Annotated in this window: 16 protein-coding genes; 5 read left to right on the forward strand and 11 right to left on the reverse strand. The window is 41.8% G+C overall.

Annotation, left to right across the window (positions count from 1 at the left end; genetic code table 11):
* Positions 1-83: 83 nt before the first annotated feature.
* Both D0907_RS00610 and D0907_RS00615 read left to right on the forward strand, forming a co-directional pair.
* Complete coding sequence (locus D0907_RS00610; protein WP_075594399.1) at positions 84-4064, forward strand: S8 family serine peptidase; 3981 nt, start codon at positions 84-86, stop codon at positions 4062-4064.
* 129 nt (positions 4065-4193) lie between these two features.
* Positions 4194-6368 (forward strand): S9 family peptidase, encoded by a 2175-nt coding sequence (locus D0907_RS00615; protein ID WP_118843877.1) that lies wholly within the window; start codon positions 4194-4196, stop codon positions 6366-6368.
* Positions 6369-6400: 32 nt separating this feature from the next.
* Here the strand turns inward: D0907_RS00615 and D0907_RS00620 are convergent, their stop codons facing one another.
* From D0907_RS00620 to D0907_RS00640, 5 genes are all read right to left on the reverse strand, one after another.
* Positions 6401-7852: a sensor histidine kinase gene (locus tag D0907_RS00620; protein WP_244223136.1), complete on the reverse strand. Its 1452-nt coding sequence runs from the start codon at positions 7850-7852 to the stop codon at positions 6401-6403.
* Positions 7853-7860: 8 nt separating this feature from the next.
* On the reverse strand, positions 7861-8589 hold the full coding sequence (locus D0907_RS00625) for a response regulator transcription factor (protein WP_074989615.1): 729 nt from the start codon (positions 8587-8589) through the stop codon (positions 7861-7863).
* A 59-nt stretch (positions 8590-8648) separates the two neighbouring features.
* A complete protein-coding gene (locus tag D0907_RS00630; RefSeq protein ID WP_075594396.1) occupies positions 8649-9356 on the reverse strand; it encodes a spondin domain-containing protein in 708 nt (235 codons plus the stop codon).
* A 9-nt stretch (positions 9357-9365) separates the two neighbouring features.
* Complete coding sequence (locus D0907_RS00635; RefSeq protein ID WP_075594395.1) at positions 9366-10067, reverse strand: spondin domain-containing protein; 702 nt, start codon at positions 10065-10067, stop codon at positions 9366-9368.
* Positions 10068-10148: 81 nt separating this feature from the next.
* Complete coding sequence (locus D0907_RS00640; protein WP_075594415.1) at positions 10149-10664, reverse strand: TlpA family protein disulfide reductase; 516 nt, start codon at positions 10662-10664, stop codon at positions 10149-10151.
* Positions 10665-10746: 82 nt separating this feature from the next.
* Between D0907_RS00640 and D0907_RS00645 the strand changes: the two genes are divergently transcribed.
* Both D0907_RS00645 and D0907_RS00650 read left to right on the forward strand, forming a co-directional pair.
* Entirely contained in the window at positions 10747-11118 is a 372-nt protein-coding gene (locus D0907_RS00645; protein ID WP_036974384.1) for a DUF4870 domain-containing protein, read from the forward strand.
* A 62-nt stretch (positions 11119-11180) separates the two neighbouring features.
* Positions 11181-11615: a YqaA family protein gene (locus tag D0907_RS00650; RefSeq protein ID WP_036974386.1), complete on the forward strand. Its 435-nt coding sequence runs from the start codon at positions 11181-11183 to the stop codon at positions 11613-11615.
* On the opposite strand, the gene folX is transcribed toward D0907_RS00650, so the two are convergent.
* The 3 genes from folX to folM are packed head-to-tail and all read right to left on the reverse strand — an operon-like array spanning position 11612 to position 13266.
* On the reverse strand, positions 11612-11971 hold the full coding sequence (gene folX / locus D0907_RS00655) for a dihydroneopterin triphosphate 2'-epimerase (protein ID WP_036974387.1): 360 nt from the start codon (positions 11969-11971) through the stop codon (positions 11612-11614). The genes D0907_RS00650 and folX overlap by 4 nt on opposite strands.
* Positions 11972-11973: 2 nt before the next feature.
* The gene (folE, locus tag D0907_RS00660) at positions 11974-12528 is read right to left on the reverse strand and encodes a GTP cyclohydrolase I FolE (RefSeq protein WP_036974389.1); all 555 of its coding nucleotides are present in this window, start codon (positions 12526-12528) and stop codon (positions 11974-11976) included.
* An 18-nt stretch (positions 12529-12546) separates the two neighbouring features.
* Positions 12547-13266, reverse strand: coding sequence for a dihydromonapterin reductase (folM, locus tag D0907_RS00665; RefSeq protein ID WP_036974391.1), 720 nt, complete (start codon positions 13264-13266; stop codon positions 12547-12549).
* 315 nt (positions 13267-13581) lie between these two features.
* Between folM and D0907_RS00670 the strand changes: the two genes are divergently transcribed.
* On the forward strand, positions 13582-14376 hold the full coding sequence (locus D0907_RS00670) for a sulfite exporter TauE/SafE family protein (protein WP_244223137.1): 795 nt from the start codon (positions 13582-13584) through the stop codon (positions 14374-14376).
* Here D0907_RS00670 and nadE read toward each other — a convergent pair.
* The 3 genes from nadE to D0907_RS00685 form a co-directional block, all read right to left on the reverse strand.
* Positions 14373-15209 (reverse strand): ammonia-dependent NAD(+) synthetase, encoded by an 837-nt coding sequence (gene nadE, locus D0907_RS00675; protein ID WP_118843880.1) that lies wholly within the window; start codon positions 15207-15209, stop codon positions 14373-14375. The genes D0907_RS00670 and nadE overlap by 4 nt on opposite strands.
* Positions 15210-15278: 69 nt before the next feature.
* A complete protein-coding gene (locus D0907_RS00680; RefSeq protein WP_118843881.1) occupies positions 15279-15905 on the reverse strand; it encodes a YceH family protein in 627 nt (208 codons plus the stop codon).
* Positions 15906-15909: 4 nt separating this feature from the next.
* Positions 15910-19284: a response regulator gene (locus D0907_RS00685; protein ID WP_118843882.1), complete on the reverse strand. Its 3375-nt coding sequence runs from the start codon at positions 19282-19284 to the stop codon at positions 15910-15912.
* Between the last annotated feature and the right edge of the window lie 91 nt (positions 19285-19375).

Below are 19375 nucleotides of genomic sequence, written 5' to 3' on the forward strand. Positions count from 1 at the left end.
TTTGTGTTTACGTTTTATATTGGTACTGAAACGTAGTTTCAATCACTATTTAGACGATAACATAACATATCCCAGGGGAACCCATGTCTAATAATCTAATAAAAAGAACAGCCGTTGCTTTAGCTGTGACTAGTGCACTATGTGCCAGCGCGCAAGCGAATGATTTTTCAAAATATAATCTAGCAGGTAAAGAATTAATTAAACCGAGTGCGGTAAGTAAAAAAGAACAAAATACTCGCAGTGAAGTGACTAGTTGGTTAGTTAAATTAAATGTGCCAGCAACTATTAATGCAAAAAGTTTAGGGGCAGATGTTGCCTCAGTTCAAGCACAAGCCAAATTAGCACAAGCCAGTGTAGAGCAAGCTATTCAGAGTATGGACTTACCCGTTCAAGTTGTAGCTAAGACATCAACACTTGTAAGCTCGGTTGTACTGAATGGTAACAAACAAGATATCGCAAAATTACTTTCAAACTCGCAAGTTGAAGGTATTTATCCCGTCTATGATTACAAATTACATGTAGCTGATAGTGCTGACTATATTGAAGCGACTCCACTTGTAGCGAATGGCTTAGCGACGGGTCAAGGTGTACGTGTTGCTGTACTAGATACAGGTATTGATTATACGCACACTGCATTTGGTGGTGAAGGCACTGAAGCTGCCTATGAAGCAGCCATTGCAGACCCTACAACTGTTGATTGGCCGCAAGGAAAAGTGCTTGGTGGTTTCGATTACATTAATAATGATGCGGATCCAATAGATGTAACGACAAACCATGGTACGCACGTATCTCACTCTGTGAATGGCATTGCACCAAATGTTGATTTATTTGTTTATTCAGTGTGTGCTGCTAACTGTCCAGGGTTGGCGCAATTACTTGCGTTAGAGAATGCGATGGACCCTGATGGTGATGGTGATATTTCTGATCGTGTAGATGTCATTAATATGTCTTTAGGTGGTGACTATGGTGACATTGCTAACGACGCGGTTGGACTTTTCATTAATGAGGCTGTAAAGCTAGGCACTAACGTGGTTATTTCAGCGGGTAATGATGGTGCATACCCATTTATTGTTGGTGGTCCGAGTACAACAGAGAATGCGTTGTCTGTTGGAGCAATGACTCACCCTACAGAAGAGCAGTCAGTTGCTAGCGGTACAGTTAACGATGAAGAAACTATTGTTCAACCAGCTAGCTTCGGTCCACAAACTGCATTTAGTTACACAAATGACAACATTGAATTAGTTTACCCAGAAGCAAATCAAACAGCGTGTGAAGCATTTGCTGATGACGTTGATTTTACTGGCAAAGGTGTGATTATTGACCGTGGTGCGTGTGCATTCACAGTTAAAGTATTAGCAGCTCAAGCAAAAGGTGCAGAGTTCGTTGTCATTGCAAATAATACAGATGATGGCACGCCAGCACCTATGGGCGGTGCCGATGCAGCAGTCACAATTCCTTCTGTAGGTGTAACATTTACAGCAGGTGCTGCGCTTAAAGCGGGTGGAACATTTAACTTAACTGTTGAGCGTTTAGTATTGTCTGGTGCAATTGCAGACTTTACATCACGTGGTCCATCAATGGGCGGTTTATTAAAACCAGAAATTACCGCGCCGGGCGTGAACATTATGACGGCTCACCCAGGTCTTGGTGATGGTTTAACAGGCGCTACAGGTACTTCGTTCTCTGGTCCTATCACGGCTGGTGCAGTGAGTTTACTGAAAGAAGCATTACCAGAGCGCAATGCACTTGAAATTAAAGCAACGTTAATGAATACCGCTAACTTAAACGTAACAATGGAGCCATTAGCACTTAACCCAGATGCTGAACTTGCGCCAATTAGTTACATCGGTGCGGGTTTAGTTGATGTTAATAAAGCTGCAAACTTACCTGTTGCTGCTTGGGCAGCAGATACCAAACAAGCGGCTCTTTCGTTTGGTTTAGTGAATGCATCAGAAACAGTTAAATTAACAAAAACGGTACAAGTTAAGAACTTCTCGAATGAAGTCAAAGTGTATTCGCTTTCTTTAGAACAGCGTTATCAAAACGATATTGACCGTGGTTCATTCTCATTAGATTACCCAGAGACAATCACTGTTCCTGCAGGTCAAACGCTATCATTTGATGTGACAGCAACGATTGACCCTACTACATTACCAGAATGGACACTGACGGATGATAACATTGGCTCGCAAGCAGTCACTGCTGATTTAACAAACTTAGAGCTTGATGGTGCGTTAGTCTTCTCTGATGGTAGTGAAAGAGCATTCCACCTTGTGTATCACGTATTGCCAAAAGCAAACGCTGCAATGAGCTTTACTCCTGTGATGACAGAAGATGGCCTTGCTCATACGTTAACTAATACTGGTGCAGTGGCACTTGAACCAGTATTTGCACCAACAGTAATGACTGATGAAATAGATGAAGACCAACGCTTTGATTTAGTGGGCGCGTCAATTGAGACGTTTGCTGTGCCAACAGAAGTCTGTGCAAGCGGTTTTGTTACTTTAACTACGGTAGTGATGAATGAAGGTATCACTCACTCTTATGTGGGTGGCTTTATGGCTGACTTCGATATAGACCAAGATGGTACATACGATGTAACAGTTCAAAATGGTAAACTTGAGTGGTTCTATGATGTTGAGCCTGGTACTGCAATTACCTTTACACATGGTTATGGAAGCAGCTCTGGCGCGCTGAATAATATCTATCAAATCATTGGTAATAATCACTTAACAATGCAAAGCTGCTTGGGTGATTTTGGTTTAACTGCTGAAGATATTGGTAAAGTCTCAGCAAATGTTCGCTTCCGTACAGAGGAAGAAACATGGACACCAATCGCTACAGGTGCAGGCGATGTTGCAATGGGAACATATACGTTTACTGATGCTTCTAATGATGTATATGCTGTACTTGTGAATGAAGCTGGTGAAGCAGTAAGCTCAGTTGAGCCTGGTGCATCAGCAACGCTATTAAACGCAGGTGCAGACTTCATGATCCTGTCTGATTCAGGTTCTAAAGCATTTGTAGCAACACCTCGTGATGACGCAAATTCAGCCCCAGTTCTTTCTGATGCAATGTTTAGCGTTGATGAAAATACATCGACAGGTACTGTTATTGGCACACTTGAAGCAACATACAGTGCAGATCTTGCAAACCCTATCTCTGAGTTTATTGTACTCAGTTCCAATTCAACAGCTGTTTCAGTAACTTCTGAAGGTGATGTTGTTGTAATGGATGAAGCAATGCTTGATTTCGACGCAGGACTTGTGTCTATAGAGATAGAAGTTGTGGTAACTGACTCTGCTGGCAATATTTCTGAACCGGCTATGGTTACAGTAATGGTTAATAACTTAGCAGATGAAGCCGCTGAAATGATGCCAGTTGTGGAAGCGGGTCAAATGTTTACTGTTCAAGAAAATGCAGTGTCAGGAACAGTGATTGGTACTGTTTTGGCATCTGATCCAGACGCTGAAACTACGCCAATTGTTTCTTACTCAGTAGAAGGTCATGATGGTATTGCTATTGATGAAATGGGCAGCCTGACTGTTGTAGGTGAAATTGATTTTGATACAACACCAGTTATCGAATTAATGGTTACTGCGATAGACAGTGCTGAAAATATGTCTGAGGCTGTTCTAGTTACTATTGAAGTTACAGAAGACCCAGCAGAATCTAAGCCTGTTATAGCTTCAGGACAACGCTTCTCTGTTGATGAGAATGTTGCTTTAGGTACTGTGATTGGCACGTTAGAGTTCTCTGATCCTGATTCAGATGAAACGCCAGTTGTTGAATTTATCGTATCGGGTAGCAACTTAGTTACTGTTAATACTAATGGTGTTATTAGTGTTGCGAGCGAGCTTGATTATGAATTCCAAAGTGAATTTACATTCTCTGTAATTGCTGTTGATTCTGCCGGCAATATGTCAGACGCAGTAAACGTTGAAGTTGAAGTGAATGACATTCGTAGTAATGACGATGATGATAAAGATGATTCAGGTTCATTAGCATGGTTAACTTTACTAGCTGCACCGTTTGCATTTATGCGCCGTCGCAAGCAAAAGTAATGACTTGATTTGTAATTAATAAAGGGAGCTTCGGCTCCCTTTTTACATTGCTTCACAAAGCATGCTTATATCTTGCTCTGTTTTTACTTATATTGGAGGATGAATAATAAAAAATACAACAGGAATCTCATGAACGTTGGTTACTCTCTCTGCTTTGCAGCACTCTCATTTGCCGTTTTAACGGCGTGTAATAAAGTCCCTGATACCGCACATAATATTGAGCAATCACGTATTACAGAAAATGCAGTTATAGCGGCACCTATTGCAAAAAAAATTCGCCATGAAATGAGTATTCATGGTGATACGCGTGTCGATAACTATTACTGGATGCGTGATGATGCGCGTAAAAATGAGGCGGTAATTGCCCACCTCACTGCTGAAAATACTTACGTAGATCGCACGATGGCGCATACAAAAGCGCTGCAAGATACACTTTTTAATGAGCTTAAAAGTCGTATAGAGAAAGACGATAACTCTGTGGCTACCAAAAAGGGAGACTATTATTACTCATCGCAGACGCGAGGTGATGATGAGTATCCAATTTATGTGCGAAGCAAATCCAGTGATGGTAACAACCAACAAGTCATATTGGATGTTAATGAGCTTGCTAAAGAGCATGACTACTTTGCTGTAACAGGCTTAGAGGTAAGCCCTAATGGGCATTTATTGGCATACGGTGAAGATACTTTAAGTCGGCGTATTTATACCATTAGAGTGAAAGACTTGGTCAGTGGTGAGCGACTGGCAGATACGATAGAAGGGAGTGAGGGAGATGTTGTTTGGGCAAATGACAACCGCACTTTTTACTACATTAAAAAAGATCCACAAACGTTATTAGGTTATCAGGTTTATCGCCATACATTAGGCACCCCACAAGCTGATGATGAACTGGTTTATGAAGAAAAAGATACTCGCTATTACACCAGCATAGGTAAGAGTAAAGACCATCAAAAAATCTATATTTATCATGAAAGTACTAGTGCTTCTGGTGTCTCTGTTATTGATGCAAATGACACAGGTACTTTGCCGAAGCGGTTCATTGAGCGTGAACCAGAACTTGAATATAGTATTAAAAAGCACGGGGATTGGTACTACATAGTCACCAATCTACATGCCGTTAATTTTCAATTAATGAAGGTACATCAATCACAAGCGCATGATAAAGGCCATTGGCAAACGGTGATTGCGGGTAGGGATAACGTTAAACTTGAAGATATCGAGTTATTTAAGAATCATTTGGTATACAAGGAACGTGAAATGGGGCAAACCCGTTTAACTATTCGTGACTTACGAAACCAAAATGAACAAGTGATTGTTTTTAATGATCCAACTTATATGGTTGATAGCTATGGAAATTTTGAGCTGGATAATCCTCGTTTACGTGTTTACTACTCAAGTATGACAACCCCAGATACCCATTACGATATCGACCTTATAAGCGGCGAAAAAACAGTGCTTAAGCAGCGCAACGTTTTGGGTGACTTTACGCCAAGTAACTATGCATCTGAGCGTATCTATGTAACAACCCGTGATGGTGTTGATGTACCGGTCAGCCTTGTTTATCGTAAAGATAAGTTTAAAAAAGATGGCAGTAACCCTCTTTTACAATACGGATATGGTTCGTATGGTGCGACGATGGATCCGCGTTTTTCGAGCTCGCGTTTGAGCTTACTCGACCGCGGTTTTGTGTTTGCGATTGCACATATTCGTGGCTCTCAAATGCTTGGTCGCCCTTGGTATGAAGATGGCAAATTACTTCATAAGAAAAATACGTTTAATGACTTTATTGATGTAACTAAATCTTTAGTTGCACAAAAGTATGGTGACAAAGAACGCATATTTGCCATGGGAGGCAGTGCCGGAGGGTTATTAATGGGGGCGGTCGTTAATCAAGCGCCAGAGCTTTATAGCGGGGTGATTGCTGCAGTGCCATTTGTTGATGTAGTCACCACGATGTTAGACACAAGTTTACCACTAACAACCAACGAATATGACGAGTGGGGTAATCCGAATGAAAAAGTATTTTACGATTATATGCTGTCATATTCACCGTATGATCAAGTAAAAAAACAAGCCTATCCTCATATGTTGGTCACTACAGGGTTACATGATTCGCAGGTGCAATATTTCGAACCTGCAAAGTGGGTTGCTAAACTGCGCGAATACAAAACAGATAACAATTTAGTACTGTTTAAAACAGATATGGAAGCCGGGCATGGAGGGGCGTCGGGACGCTTTAAAAGCTTACAAGACACCGCCTTGTACTATGCCTTTATGCTTGATTTAGCGGGTTATCAACAATAAGCAAAAAGGCATCAATGCGCTTTTATTGATGCCTATTTTGATAAGTTAAAGCGAAACTGGCTGCCTTTCCCTAAGGTACTCTTCACTTCGATATTACTGTCCATTAGGGTTAGTAAGTGCTTGCATATTGCTAACCCTAGCCCTGATGTTCCTCGTTTTATACTGTTTCGTGCTTGATAATGTGGCTCAAAGATCGCGTGTAACTCGTCTTCGTGTATGCCGATACCCGTGTCTGATACTGTGACGTAAAGTTGCTCACTTTGCTGTGACACGCTAATTGAGACAGTGCCCTTTTCCGGAGTATGGCGAATAGCATTTTCGATCAGGTTGGTTAATATACGTTCTAGTTTGGCAATATCCGTGGTCACGGTGAAATCGCAGATTTCAGGGATAACCTGGAGAGTTATGCCGGCTTTTTGTGCAGTTAATGCTAGCTTGGCCAGGCAATCATAAATAAGCTCTCCTAGATTAAAGGTTTCTGTGTTTATTTTTACTTGGCCACTTTCTAAGTGCGCTAGTTCGAAAATTTGTTCTATTAACAGTTTTAACTGCTGGCAGTTATCCATAGCAAGGCTTAAGTAGTGCTGTTTTTCGTGTTCATTCAAATGACTTTTGGGTTTTTTTATTACTTCAATAAATCCGTGCAATGAAGCAAGCGGTGTTCTTAAATCATGCGAAAGGTGAGTGAGTAACTCGCGGCGCTGTTTATCTGCCTGTTGTAACGATTTTAATTGCTCATCAATGCGAGACAACATGCCATGAACTCCTTTGCTTAAGTTACCTATTTCATTGTTACCCGAATAGCGTGGGCTTTGTGTCATTTTTGTTAAGCTGTAATTTGCCGCTCTAATTTGGCAAATCTCGTTATTTAGCTGCGTGAGGGGTAAGGTAAAAAATCGAAAGAGAATAAGCATGATAATAAGTAACGTAATGACTGCAACTACAAACCCTATTGCACCAATCTTAAGAATGTCATTACTTTTAATATTATTAAGTAAAGTATCAAAGGTTTGACCACCAATAATCACGTACAAATAACCTTGCAATTGTTGTTGGTTATAAACCGGCGCGGCAGAGAATATTTTTTGGGTATTACTGCGAGGATCATCACCGTAAATCGGTGTTGTACTCGTTTTATTAATTAGTTCTTTGATAGGGACGAGATTTATTTTTTGTTTAATTACTTGCCCAGGTTTAGCCGAATAGGTCAGTAACTTACCGGTTGAATCAACAAAGTAGAATTCAAAAGCCGGGCCGAGGATCATCAAGGTATGAAATAAGTTCTCCAAAGCTTTATAGTCATAGACACCTTGTTTAATTAATGGATTGTCATTCACTAGGTGCTCAGCTAACTGTAAATGCAGGTTTTGTTGTGCATGATCTTGGGCGCTTTGCTCCAGCTGTTTACTCCAGTTGAATACCAGTGCACACAACAGGCTAAAAATAAATATGAACGACCATGCGAGCTTTTGATATAAGGTCATCGAGTGCATTAATTGGCACTCAACTGACGAGGGTTTAGTTTATAGCCAACACCCCAGACGGTTTCTATAAATGGTGTTTGATGGTATTGCTCAAATTTACTCCGCAGACGGTTGATATGTGAATTCACTGTATGCTCATAACCACTGTGTTGATAACCCCACACTTGGTCGAGTAATTGTTGTCGGCTAAATACGTGGTTCGGGTGCTTGGCAAAATACACCAGTAAATCAAACTCGGTGGCGGTTAAGTTAATTGCTTGGTTAGCTAAAAATGCTTGGTGGCTGGCAAATTCTATGTGCAGTTTGCCTAGTTGTATTATGGGTTGTTTCTCAGTTTGCTCGTTACTTGATTGTGCCATAAGAAGCTGTGCGCGATGGCGTAGTTGGGTTTTTATACGTGCCTGTAACTCTCTGGCGAAAAAAGGTTTGCAAATATAATCATCTGCTCCCATTTCTAACCCTATAACTCTATCCATATCGCTGCTAAGAGCGGTTAGTAAAATGACTGCGATAGTTGGGTAATGTTCCTTAACTTTTCGACATAAACTTAATCCATCCATCTGCGGCAAGTTTATATCTAGTAATACAAGCCCATAGTGATTGCTAGCAAGCTTTTTAATCGCTGATTCAGCACTGCATGCTTCATCAATGTGTAGGTTTAAGCTTTGTAACTGGGTGGCGATCAAGTGTCGTATAGTTCGGTCATCTTCAACAATTAATACTTTTTCTGTGCGCATAGTCATATCCAAATCGCTAAGGCACCTCCCTATGCCCTCAGCGTAAGTGGGTGCTATTATTATTGCGTCCGCGTTATGATTATCTGAGCAACAGGGTTATCAAATTTATGTTGGTTCGTTAGCACTGAACTTCGTAAACCATCATCTTGGCTAACAACACCAGGGTGCATTGCTACACTGTTGATATCATCTCGGCTTTCGTTAAAACCTTCTCCTGAGTCAGCAGGACCTGGGATCGTACCATGTGCTTCTGAGTTGGTCTCTGTACCAGCATCATAAGCATGACTATGGCGAGAAAGTGATTCATTAACAGCTAACGAAGACACGTCTATAGCATTAAGACCGGTAAAAGCGTCATTTGTATTCACCAACATTGTCGCTAAGCTAATCTTTAATGATTCAAGCTGCTCCGTGGTGAGTGTAAGAGTAAGTTGCTCTCCCGGAGGTAGTGGGCTTTCAGCACTCTGAGCGTGTGTTGCAAAATCAACGGTTAATAGTTGGCTGTTATCACCGCCCTCGGCCATTCTTTCTAATGCCTCTGAAGCAGAGTTTCCTATTTGCCATAGCATACCCTCTGTGTGAGCGATAAGGGCAACAGGAGAAAAAGGTTGTGCGGCGGTTAAATTGGTTATTGTCACAGTAAATTCGTAGCTTGTCGGAGTGACAACCACGGGAGGTTTTACTTCCACATCATTGTTATCTGAATCACTGCATGCTGCGAGGCTTACACCCAGCGCGAGTATAATTAAGCTTTTTGAAAAGCGCATAACGGCCTCCTACTTCACGGTTACAGTTAACATCGCAACAGGGTTAAGCCATCTGTGTACTGTATTATTAAGATCACTGATACCCGCTTCGAGGTCGTCATCACCTAAGTTACCTGGATGAATGTGTACCATGGTATTGTTTTCGTTACTTGTTACACCACTTGCTCCACTACCAGCATTCCCACCAGGTGCCGCAGGAATACCTAAAACACCTAACGCACCCGCACCCTCAACAACACGTTCATCATTGGCTTCTGTACCCGCATCATAAGCATTTAAATACACGGTGTAAGTTCCTGCTTGCGATGGAATCATCCAGCTATCTAAGCCGACAAAACCATCATTGGTGGGGAGTAACATTGCAGTTAGCGATAAATAATTGTTGCCATCGCTGGTGGTTAATGTGGCCATAGTGGAACTGGTAGGCGCTAATAAGCCTTCTGCAGGATTCGCAACCATGTCACTACTTGCAGCAGTCGCTTCATTAATTAAAGGCTCTAAATTTCCGCCTTCAGCCATTGTTTGTAATGCCGTTGAGGCAGGCATTGCTACGTTAAATAACTTATGTTCACTGTTGTGGGCTGCAATGAGCACTGGGGTAAAATGTAACCCTTGGGTGAGGTTGGTCAGTTTAATGTCCAGTTCAGCCGCTTGGCCTAAAAAACTAGTCAAAGCGCTGGCTGCTAACATTGATAAAGGTAAAGCTTTCATTGTTCTTTCCTGTTTTTGATGATTTAAAAACAGTATCAAAGCGCAATATCAAGAAAGCCTCACGAAGTTATCACTTTTTTATCACAGCAAATTAAGTAGCCGTTCAAGGGCGTATACATCTTCGCCATTTTCTTCTTGAATCAGTCGGTTATCTTCATCGAGTAGCAATAGGCGAGGAATCCCTTTGTTTGCATAGGCATTATAAATTGTGCGATTTTCATCACTGATAAGCGGATAGTTAAGATGGTAGTCACGTTTAAACTGTGCCAACGACGTGGAATTTTCTTCACGGCCAATCGCAATAATTTGCAGTTCAGAATTATTGACCCATGGACTTGCTTGTAATTGCTCAATAGTACGCTGAGAATCAGCGCACCAGGTGGCAAATAAAATAATTAGTTTTTTCTTATTCTTAAGTTGTACGATATAGTTTTCAATATCAGTAAATTGGCTATGTTTAAATGATCCGCCTGGTTTAATAAACGTGACGTAATCGTTTTGAGGTAACGCTGGGGTCGTAGCTTGCTTTGCTCCGTTTGAAGAACAAGCGGTTGCTAGAAAACTACAGAGTATCAGTGTTATGCGTGTTTTTTTCATTTGCATCGTGAGCGTTTAATTTTTAATCTGCCCTCATAATATAGGCAAATGAAAAACGAAAACAATACAACAAGGAGATAAAATGGAAGATAATCAAAAAGTTGAATTAGTGGAATGTAATAAAGAGCAACGCACTTGGGCGATGTTATGCCACTTAAGCTCGTTTGCAGGGCTGTTGATCCCCTTTGGTTCCGTGATTGGTCCGCTTATAGTGTGGCTTGCTAAAAAGGATGAAATGCCATTAGTCGCCGAGCATGGCCGTAAATCACTTAATTTTCAATTAACCATGATGATCGCCTACATCGTGAGTTTTTTACTTATCTTTGTAGTGATTGGCGTGATTTTACTGCCTGTGATTGCGGTGTTTGCTTTTATCATGGTGGTGGTCAGTGCAATTAAGGCCAATGATGGTAAAGACGTTAACTACCCGTTGAGTATTGAATTTATAAAATAATGGGATTGCAATATACTGTTAAAGCTCAGTAACCGTGCTGAGCTTGTCTTTTTTGGTGTGTAATGGCCTATTTATCACTTTTTTTTACTGCTTTTATTTCAGCCACCTTATTACCGAGTTCCTCAGAATTAGTCATGACAGCGATGGTAGCCAAAGGCAACTACGTTTTATGGTTACTGTGGCTTAGTGCCACCTTAGGCAATGTGTTAGGGAGCTGTGTAAACTATTGGTTAGGAACACAAGTTTTACGTTTTAAAAACCGTAAATGGTTTCCGGTGTCAGAAAAATCAATTAAAAAAGCAGAAACGCAATTTAACAAGTACGGCATATACAGTTTGTTGTTTGCATGGCTGCCTGTTGTGGGCGACCCTCTGACAGTGGTTGGGGGAATATTTAGAGTTAAATTTTCTGTGTTTTTGATATTAGTTGCCCTTGGCAAAGGCGCACGTTATTTAGCCGTGCTTGCCTTCGCGGTTGGGCTAGAAGGGTTGCTTTAGTCTTTTTGCCAGTCAAGTGTGAGTGACACAGAGTCAGCAAAGCGAAGAGCATGAGGTTTATCAACGCGCACTTTAGCGTAATGAACGCTCTGGTGCTCATGGCAAATTGCCAGTATCTCTGCAACGAGTTTTTCTAAGAGTAAAAAATGCCCTTGCTCCACAAGACTGATCACCTCTTTAGTGATGGTTTTATAGTTGAGCGCTTTATCAACGGCATCTGTTTCACATGCTTGGTCAGCCGGGTAGTGAATTTCTAAGTTGATCACCACATCCTGCTTTTTTTCCCGCTCGTCTGGGTTAAAACCAATAAAGGTTCTCAGTCTTAAATTCGTTACATTAATAATTGCATTGGCCATAATTACCCTCTAACTAGTTGTAAAAACTCGTTACGGGTTTTTGGATCAGCCCTAAAGTTGCCAAGCATCACTGAGGTGCGCATGCTTGAGTTTTGTTTTTCAACGCCACGCATCATCATGCACATGTGTTTCGCTTCAACAATCACCCCCACGCCTTTTGCTCCAGTGACTTCTTCAACTGCTTTCGCTATTTGATGAGTAAGTTGCTCTTGGATTTGAAAGCGACGTGCAAACATATCAACAATACGTGCAAACTTTGATAAACCAAGTACTTTACCATTTGGAATATAAGCAATGTGGCAACGACCAACAAAGGGTAGCAAGTGATGCTCACACATTGAGTAAAGTTCAATATCTTGAATTAATACCATGTCATCAGCATCTGAGGTAAACACCGCGTTGTTGGTAATTTCATCTAACGTTTGACGATAGCCTTTTGTTAAATATTCCATCGCCTTTGCGGCACGCTTAGGTGTATCTAGTAAGCCTTCGCGTTGAGGGTCTTCGCCTACAGCGCTAATAATGCCTTGGTAACTCTTTTTTAAATCATCGTGCATAGGTTTCTCAATAATTCGTTATTTTAAATGTCTGCCACCATCAACGGGCATCGAACGGCCTGTGATGTAATGACTGTTAAGTAGTAGCTCTACACTGTTAATAATTTCGGCGCAGCCGGGCTCAATACCCATCAACGATTTTTTCAATGTTTTGGCTTTGTATTCGTCGCTATCGTGTTCATTAAAAATGATGAGTGAAGGGGCGATAGCATTGACCTTGATTGCTGGGGCAAATTTTGCAGCAAATGATTTTGTTAAGTTATCAAGCGCGGCTTTACTCGCAGAATAAGCAAGGTGTTTAGGGCTGCCTTTTTCAACTACGTAATCAGTAAGATGAATAATATCGGCAGGGTGTCCTGTGTTTTTTTGATAATTAAGTAATAAGTCTGCCGAAGCGAGATTTATTAAATAGGGGGCTTTCGCGTGAATGCGCATCATGTTGTCGAACAGGGCAGCATAATCGTGATTATTTGCTTCGCAGTCCCAGCTTGAAGCGTTGTGAATAATTGCTTTAAGCTGGTTTGTGTGACTTTTTAATTGTTCAATAAAGTGCGCAATTGCTTCGTCGTTATTAAAATCTGCATGAATGCAGGTTGCCCCTTTTCCAGCAAGTGTATCAATCGCTTCATGACGTGTGCGATAAGTGACAATGATTGCTTGCCCTTGTGCTAAAAAGTGCTCTGCTAAAGCAAGTCCTATACGTTGACCTGCACCAGTAATTAAAATGGGCGATGACATAAATTAATATAAATCCTTAGACTTTTTAATGCGATAAGGTATGCATTAAGAGTACGTTACTGTAACAACTATAAACCAAATTACAGAACTATTTCATCTTTACTGCAATCATGTAAGCAAAACTTTTACGTATCTAATCTCTATATAGATCATTTGCTGAACTTCAAGAGTCAGGCATAATAATCGCACTCGAGGTTCTTCTAGCTGCTTATGTTTGCTTTTTTAAGGTCATGGCATTGGTTACGGTTTATGCCATGGCTGTTCATTATCAGTGTGTACTGTTCCTTATTATTTTCTCAAGGAGCCACCGGGCTAATGGGTCACTTTATGGCGCAAGTGAGTATTGCCGCCACGATGGCTCTCGGATCCTTTGTTGCCGGAGGTACGGCATTAGGGGGCGGGGCGGTGGCGTTTCCTGTGATGACCAAAGTATTAGCAATAGAGCCTGCAACAGCTAAAGTTTTCTCTCTAGCGATTCAAAGTTTTGGTATGACAGCCGCGGCTTTAACAATTATTTTTGGTCGTATTGCCTATTACAAGCACGTGGTGTTGATTGCTGCGCCTTTGGCAATTGTGGGCGCTATTTTTAGCTTACTGTTTATTGCAGATTACGTGCCTCGCTTAGTCGTGAAAGGGGTATTTAGTTCACTACTGTTGTGTTTTGCGCTCACATTAGCGTGGCGTATTTACCGACGAGCCCAGCATATTTGCAGTCAAACTGATATTACCGTGAATAAAGCGCGAGTGGCGCTGGTGGCTGTTATTGGTGGCATTGCATCGGGGTTAGTTGGTTCAGGGGCTGATATTGCCATATTTGCACTGCTCGTCATTGCATACAATGCGAATATTCAACGTGCGACAGCAACCACGGTGATTATAATGGCGTTGACTTCGGTGGTGGCCAGTTGTGTAAACTATTTCTTTCTTAACGTAGTTACTGCGCAGGTTGAAGCGTATTTATTAGCCGCGATCCCTGTGGTTGTGCTTGGTGCGCCATTGGGGGCGTATGTGTGTGCGCGGGTCAAAAGCGGGCAATTAATAGGCTTTTTATTGCTGTTAATTGCCCTTGAAGTGTCATTTACGGTTTATGAGCTGTTAAATGCAGTTTAAAGCGCGTCGTAAACAGTGGGGATAGCTTGGCGTTTGTGCTGTGTACGCAGGTAAATCGCCGTTAGTTTTTGCTCTACTTCACTGCTCACATCTTTCCCTTCTAAAAAGTCATCAATTTGCTCATACGTTAAGCCGAGCGCCTCTTCGTCGGTTAAACCTGGGCGGTCACATTCTAGGTCGGCTGTTGGTGCTTTGTGTACGAGCAGTGCTGGGGCACCTAAGTGCTCGGCAAGCGCTCTAACTTGACGTTTCGACAGACCAAACAATGGCGCAAGGTCGCATGCACCATCACCAAATTTAGTGTAAAACCCTGTGATATTTTCAGCACTGTGATCTGTGCCTACAACGAGGCCTTGGCAAAAACCAGCAATTTCGTATTGCGCGACCATACGTTGGCGAGCTTTAACGTTACCTTTAATGAAATCGATTTTTGCTTGTACAGGCAATTCACCCCCAGCGCCGATGACAGCCGCCATAGCTTGCTCATGCATGCCATCCACAGCGGCTTTAATATTAACGGTCATGCGCTTGCTGGGTTGAATAAAGTCAACGGCCATTTGCGCTTCGTCTTCATCGGCTTGAATACCGTACGGTAAGCGCACAGCAATAAATTGATACTCGTTGGTGTTATGCTCTTGGTTTAATTCATTCACGGCTAATTGACATAAACGGCCACAGGTTGAAGAGTCCACACCGCCACTAATACCTAATACTAGCGAGCGCGAGTGCGCAGCAAGCAGTCGGGTTTTAAGAAAGTTGACGCGTCGAGTGATCTCCGCTTTTACGTCAATCGTGGGTTGGACTTTCATTTCTGCCAGAATATCGGCACGCATGGTAGAGCTCCTATTTATGTTATTTTTGGCGTTGAATCTAGGGGTATTATGTTACGGGTCTGCTTTTTATTAAAGCCCTAAATGTGCTTTTATAGTGTCTATATGTCGCTTAAGTTCGTCGATCTCAGCCCGTAATTGCTCAACTTCATCGACACGATCGTGTTCAGGCTCTGCTGAATGCGTTATTTCATGTACGCTTTGTGGATCAACAAATAAATGTTGATAACGGCTTTCGCGTTTACCGGGCTCACGCGCTAAGCGAATAACATACTCTTGCTCAATTAGAGAGTTTAAAGCGCTTTCGACCTCATTGACGCTTGCAAACTCAGCAAGGCGATTACTGCGCGTTCTTAATTCGCCCGGCGTCTGTGCCCCGCGCAGTAATAACAAGCAAATAATGGCACGTTGCTGTTCGGTAAATTGCAAGCTGCCGAATTCAGTATTACAAAAACGGTGCGCGTACTTATTCACGCGACCCGACAGCCCCTCATCAACAGTGACAAGGCGTAATGCAATTAACTCATCAAGCGTGTCTTGCACATCGGCTTCAGTAAGAGAGAGCACAGGCTCCCGATTTGACTTTTGATTACAGGCATTGGTTAATGAATTTAAAGACAGTGGATAATGCTCGGGTGTTGTACTTTGTTTTTCGAGTAAACAGCCAATAACGCGTTGTTGATTAGGAGATAATTGCATTGTATTACTCTCTTTCTTGGTGGGTGTCTAACCACACGGATAGTTTTTTATTAAGTGAATCAAAGTTTAGCGGCTTGGTTAAATAATCATTCATACCGGCGTTTAAACAGCGCTCTTTATCGCCTTGCATCGCATTAGCTGTAAGCGCAACAATACTAACTTCGCGATGTGCTGTGCCTGCATCGCCGTTACGAATTGCCCGTGTCGCTTGGTAACCGTCCATTTCAGGCATTTGACAATCCATTAAAATTAATTCGTAGGGCATATGTTCTCGGTTTGCGATTTTTGCAATTGCTTCAAGGCCATTTTCGGCAATGTCAAAGCTAATACCGGCTTGTTTTAGCAGCGCGCCTGCAACCATCTGATTTACTTTATTATCTTCAACTAACAGTATTTGCGATGCCGAATTTACAGTGTACGTTGCTACTTTTTTTACTAAGGTTTCTTTATTGATTTGTTGCTGCTCGATATATTTATCGTTAGCAAGAGAGTTAAACAAATCAGAGGGCGTTAATGGCTTAAAGATAATACTCTCAACTTTCAGTGTTTGTCTTGTTTGTTTTTCTGTCAGACTCATCGGGGCCATTAAAATGCGTTTACAGCGGGTTGCATTAAAATGTGTTTTAAAGGCCTGTTTTTCGGCTGCACTTGCTTGCATATACAGTTGATAATCAACAAAAATGGCGTCGCAACGTTGACCATTTTGTTGTTTGGCGCGATTTAATAAACTGGCCATGTCGTTTATTTCTTCGACTTCTGCGCCCCATAATTGCAGCTGCTTTTTGGCGATATTACTGCTTAGAGTACAGCTGTCGGCAATTAATATCTGTTTTTTATCAATGATATGGCTAGGCTCGAGGGACTGTTTTTTATAATCTAATTTTACCTTAATGGAAAAGTTAAAGGTGCTGCCTTCGCCATAAGAACTAACCACATTGACATCACCCTGCATCAACTTACACAGCTGCTTTACAATAGCAAGACCCAAGCCCGTGCCACCGTATCGGCGCGTGGTTGAAGCATCGGCTTGGGTAAATGAATCAAATAATGTGGCTTGTTTTTCAGGTTTAATACCAACCCCAGAATCAACGACAGAGCAATCTAAATACATCGCATCGTCAATTTGTTTGACCGTCGCAATGACGATTATTTCGCCATCTTTTGTAAATTTAATCGCATTTCCGAGTAGGTTATTAATAATTTGTCGAATACGATTAGGATCGCTAATAATAAATTCATGGGTAATTTGGGTGGCATCAAGCACAAGCTTGGTGTTATTTTGCTCTGCTTTAATCGCAAATGACTCAACGGTGTCACCCAGTAGTTTTGATACATTAAAGCTAATATTTTCAATATCTAATTTGCCTGCTTCAATTTTCGAGAAATCTAAAATATCGTTGATAATATGCAATAACGACTCAGCAGATGATTGTGCTAATTGAATATGATGATTTTGTTGGCTATCTAACTTGGTTTGCTTGATGATATTAAGCATCCCAATTACGCCATTCATGGGCGTGCGTATCTCATGACTCATACTGGCTAAAAACTCACTTTTAGCTTTAACAGCCTGCTCTGCGGCTTCTTTCGCTTGCACCAGTTGTTGCTCGGTTTCTATACGACGTTGGCTTGCATGCAGACTACCAATCAGAGCAGCCACGGCAATTAAAAAGCTTTCTTCGTTTTTACTCCATTGCTGGCGACTATGGCACTTTTCAGCACATACCACCCCCATAGTTTTACTGCCTGTAGGAATAATCACCGTAAGCAGAGAGCGAATATCAAACTTATCAAGGTAATCCGTGTATAAGTCTTTAGTAAAGGGATGTTGTTGAGCATCGCTGGCGTTAATAACGGCATTATTGTTAATGGCATCAAAATAGTTTTGCACCTCAATCTGCTGCAAACAGATGGGGTCACTAAATTGTGGGTTGCTCTGATCATGAATAGCAAAAGTGTTGAGTGACTGCCTATCGTCGCTAAACAACCAAATGCTTGCACGGTCGACATTGAGCGCATGGCAAATTGCTTGCACAATTACATGCTTAGACAGGTTTAAGTTGCCAGTCAGGACTGCATCATTCACGGTTAAAGATGCTAAAATTTCGTTGTGTAGTGCTATTTTCTGGTTTTCAAGTTCAATTAGTTTGCGCGCATCTATATCTTGAATTGAGCCAAATAGCTTGATGCATCGACCATTCTTATGCTCAGCCTCACAGTGGACTAAAACCCAAACCGCATCACCTTTTGCATTAATAATTTGAATTTGTGTTTCAAAACTCTTGCCATGTTTAAGCGCCTGCTCGTAAAGGTGGCGAATTTTGTCGCGGCTAAAGCCCGCTTTAAAGCCGTTAAAATTGGTAGGCCATTCAGGTTGTTTATTTATCGGATAGTTAAATATTTGCTTGGTCATATCTGACCAATACATGCTTTTGGTTTCAAGATTAAAAGACCACGCGCCGATTTTGGCAAGACTGCTCATGGTTTCAAGCATTCGTTCGCTTTTGTATTGTCGTTCTAGCATTTTTAAGAAAAATAGCGATGCGCTAGCAAATAACGCACAAACCAAAATTATGGCTATCCTAAGTGGCCATATTGTTGAACTAGGAGGGCTCCAACCGGCTTTTGGCGCCGCATACATGCGCCATTCACCACCCGGAAATGTAATACTGAAACTGAGTGGCGTGTTTTCTAAAATATGCTTTTGACCATAAAAGAATTCACCGTGTTGGCCTTTGCCGTTTCGCCCTTGTAGCGCTACGTCGTAATGATTACCTAATGAGACCAAGCCAGAGTTGGTATAGATCTTATTAATATCAAGCACCACCGAGAGTAAGCCCCAAAATTTATGGTCAGGTGGCATAAAAACAGGCATTCGGGCGACTAATGCGTGGCCACCTTGCACCAATTCTAATGGGCCCGCCATGACAATGGTATTCTCGTCACGTGCTTTAATGGCATCATCGCGCTGTGCTGCATTCTCTAAAAAGTTAAGGCCAATCGACTTTTCGTTACCTTCTAATGGGTAGGCCATACGAATAACCATATCGGGCGCGCCACCAATATTTCTAAGCTCTGAAGAGGTCTCAAATAGAGGGGCTGCAATTTGTGCAAAGCGTGTTTGATCAAGGTTGGGCTCGGCAGCAACCGCGACCGCAAGGCCACGAACAAGCTGGATATTTGAAATGAGGATTGATTCAAGTTCAGCACGGTAGGCGCTTAATTTAGCCAGTTCTTGAGAGCGAAAGGCGTCTTTTCCGCGGTTGTAATTAATGTGATCTAATACAAAACCAATGAATACAATTAGCGCGAGCGAAAACCAGAAAGCGAGCCTGAGTTTTCTTAGCTTTTTATTGTCGTTTTCAGTCGCTAGCGGCATAAGTCTTATTGCGTATTATACTATCTTCCTACTATAGACAATTTCTGTCGTAATTAACAATGGACAATTGAGCTGTCCACGTTAAATTTAA

Source organism: Pseudoalteromonas lipolytica (assembly GCF_003515105.1).
GTDB classification, from domain to species: Bacteria; Pseudomonadota; Gammaproteobacteria; order Enterobacterales; family Alteromonadaceae; genus Pseudoalteromonas; species Pseudoalteromonas lipolytica.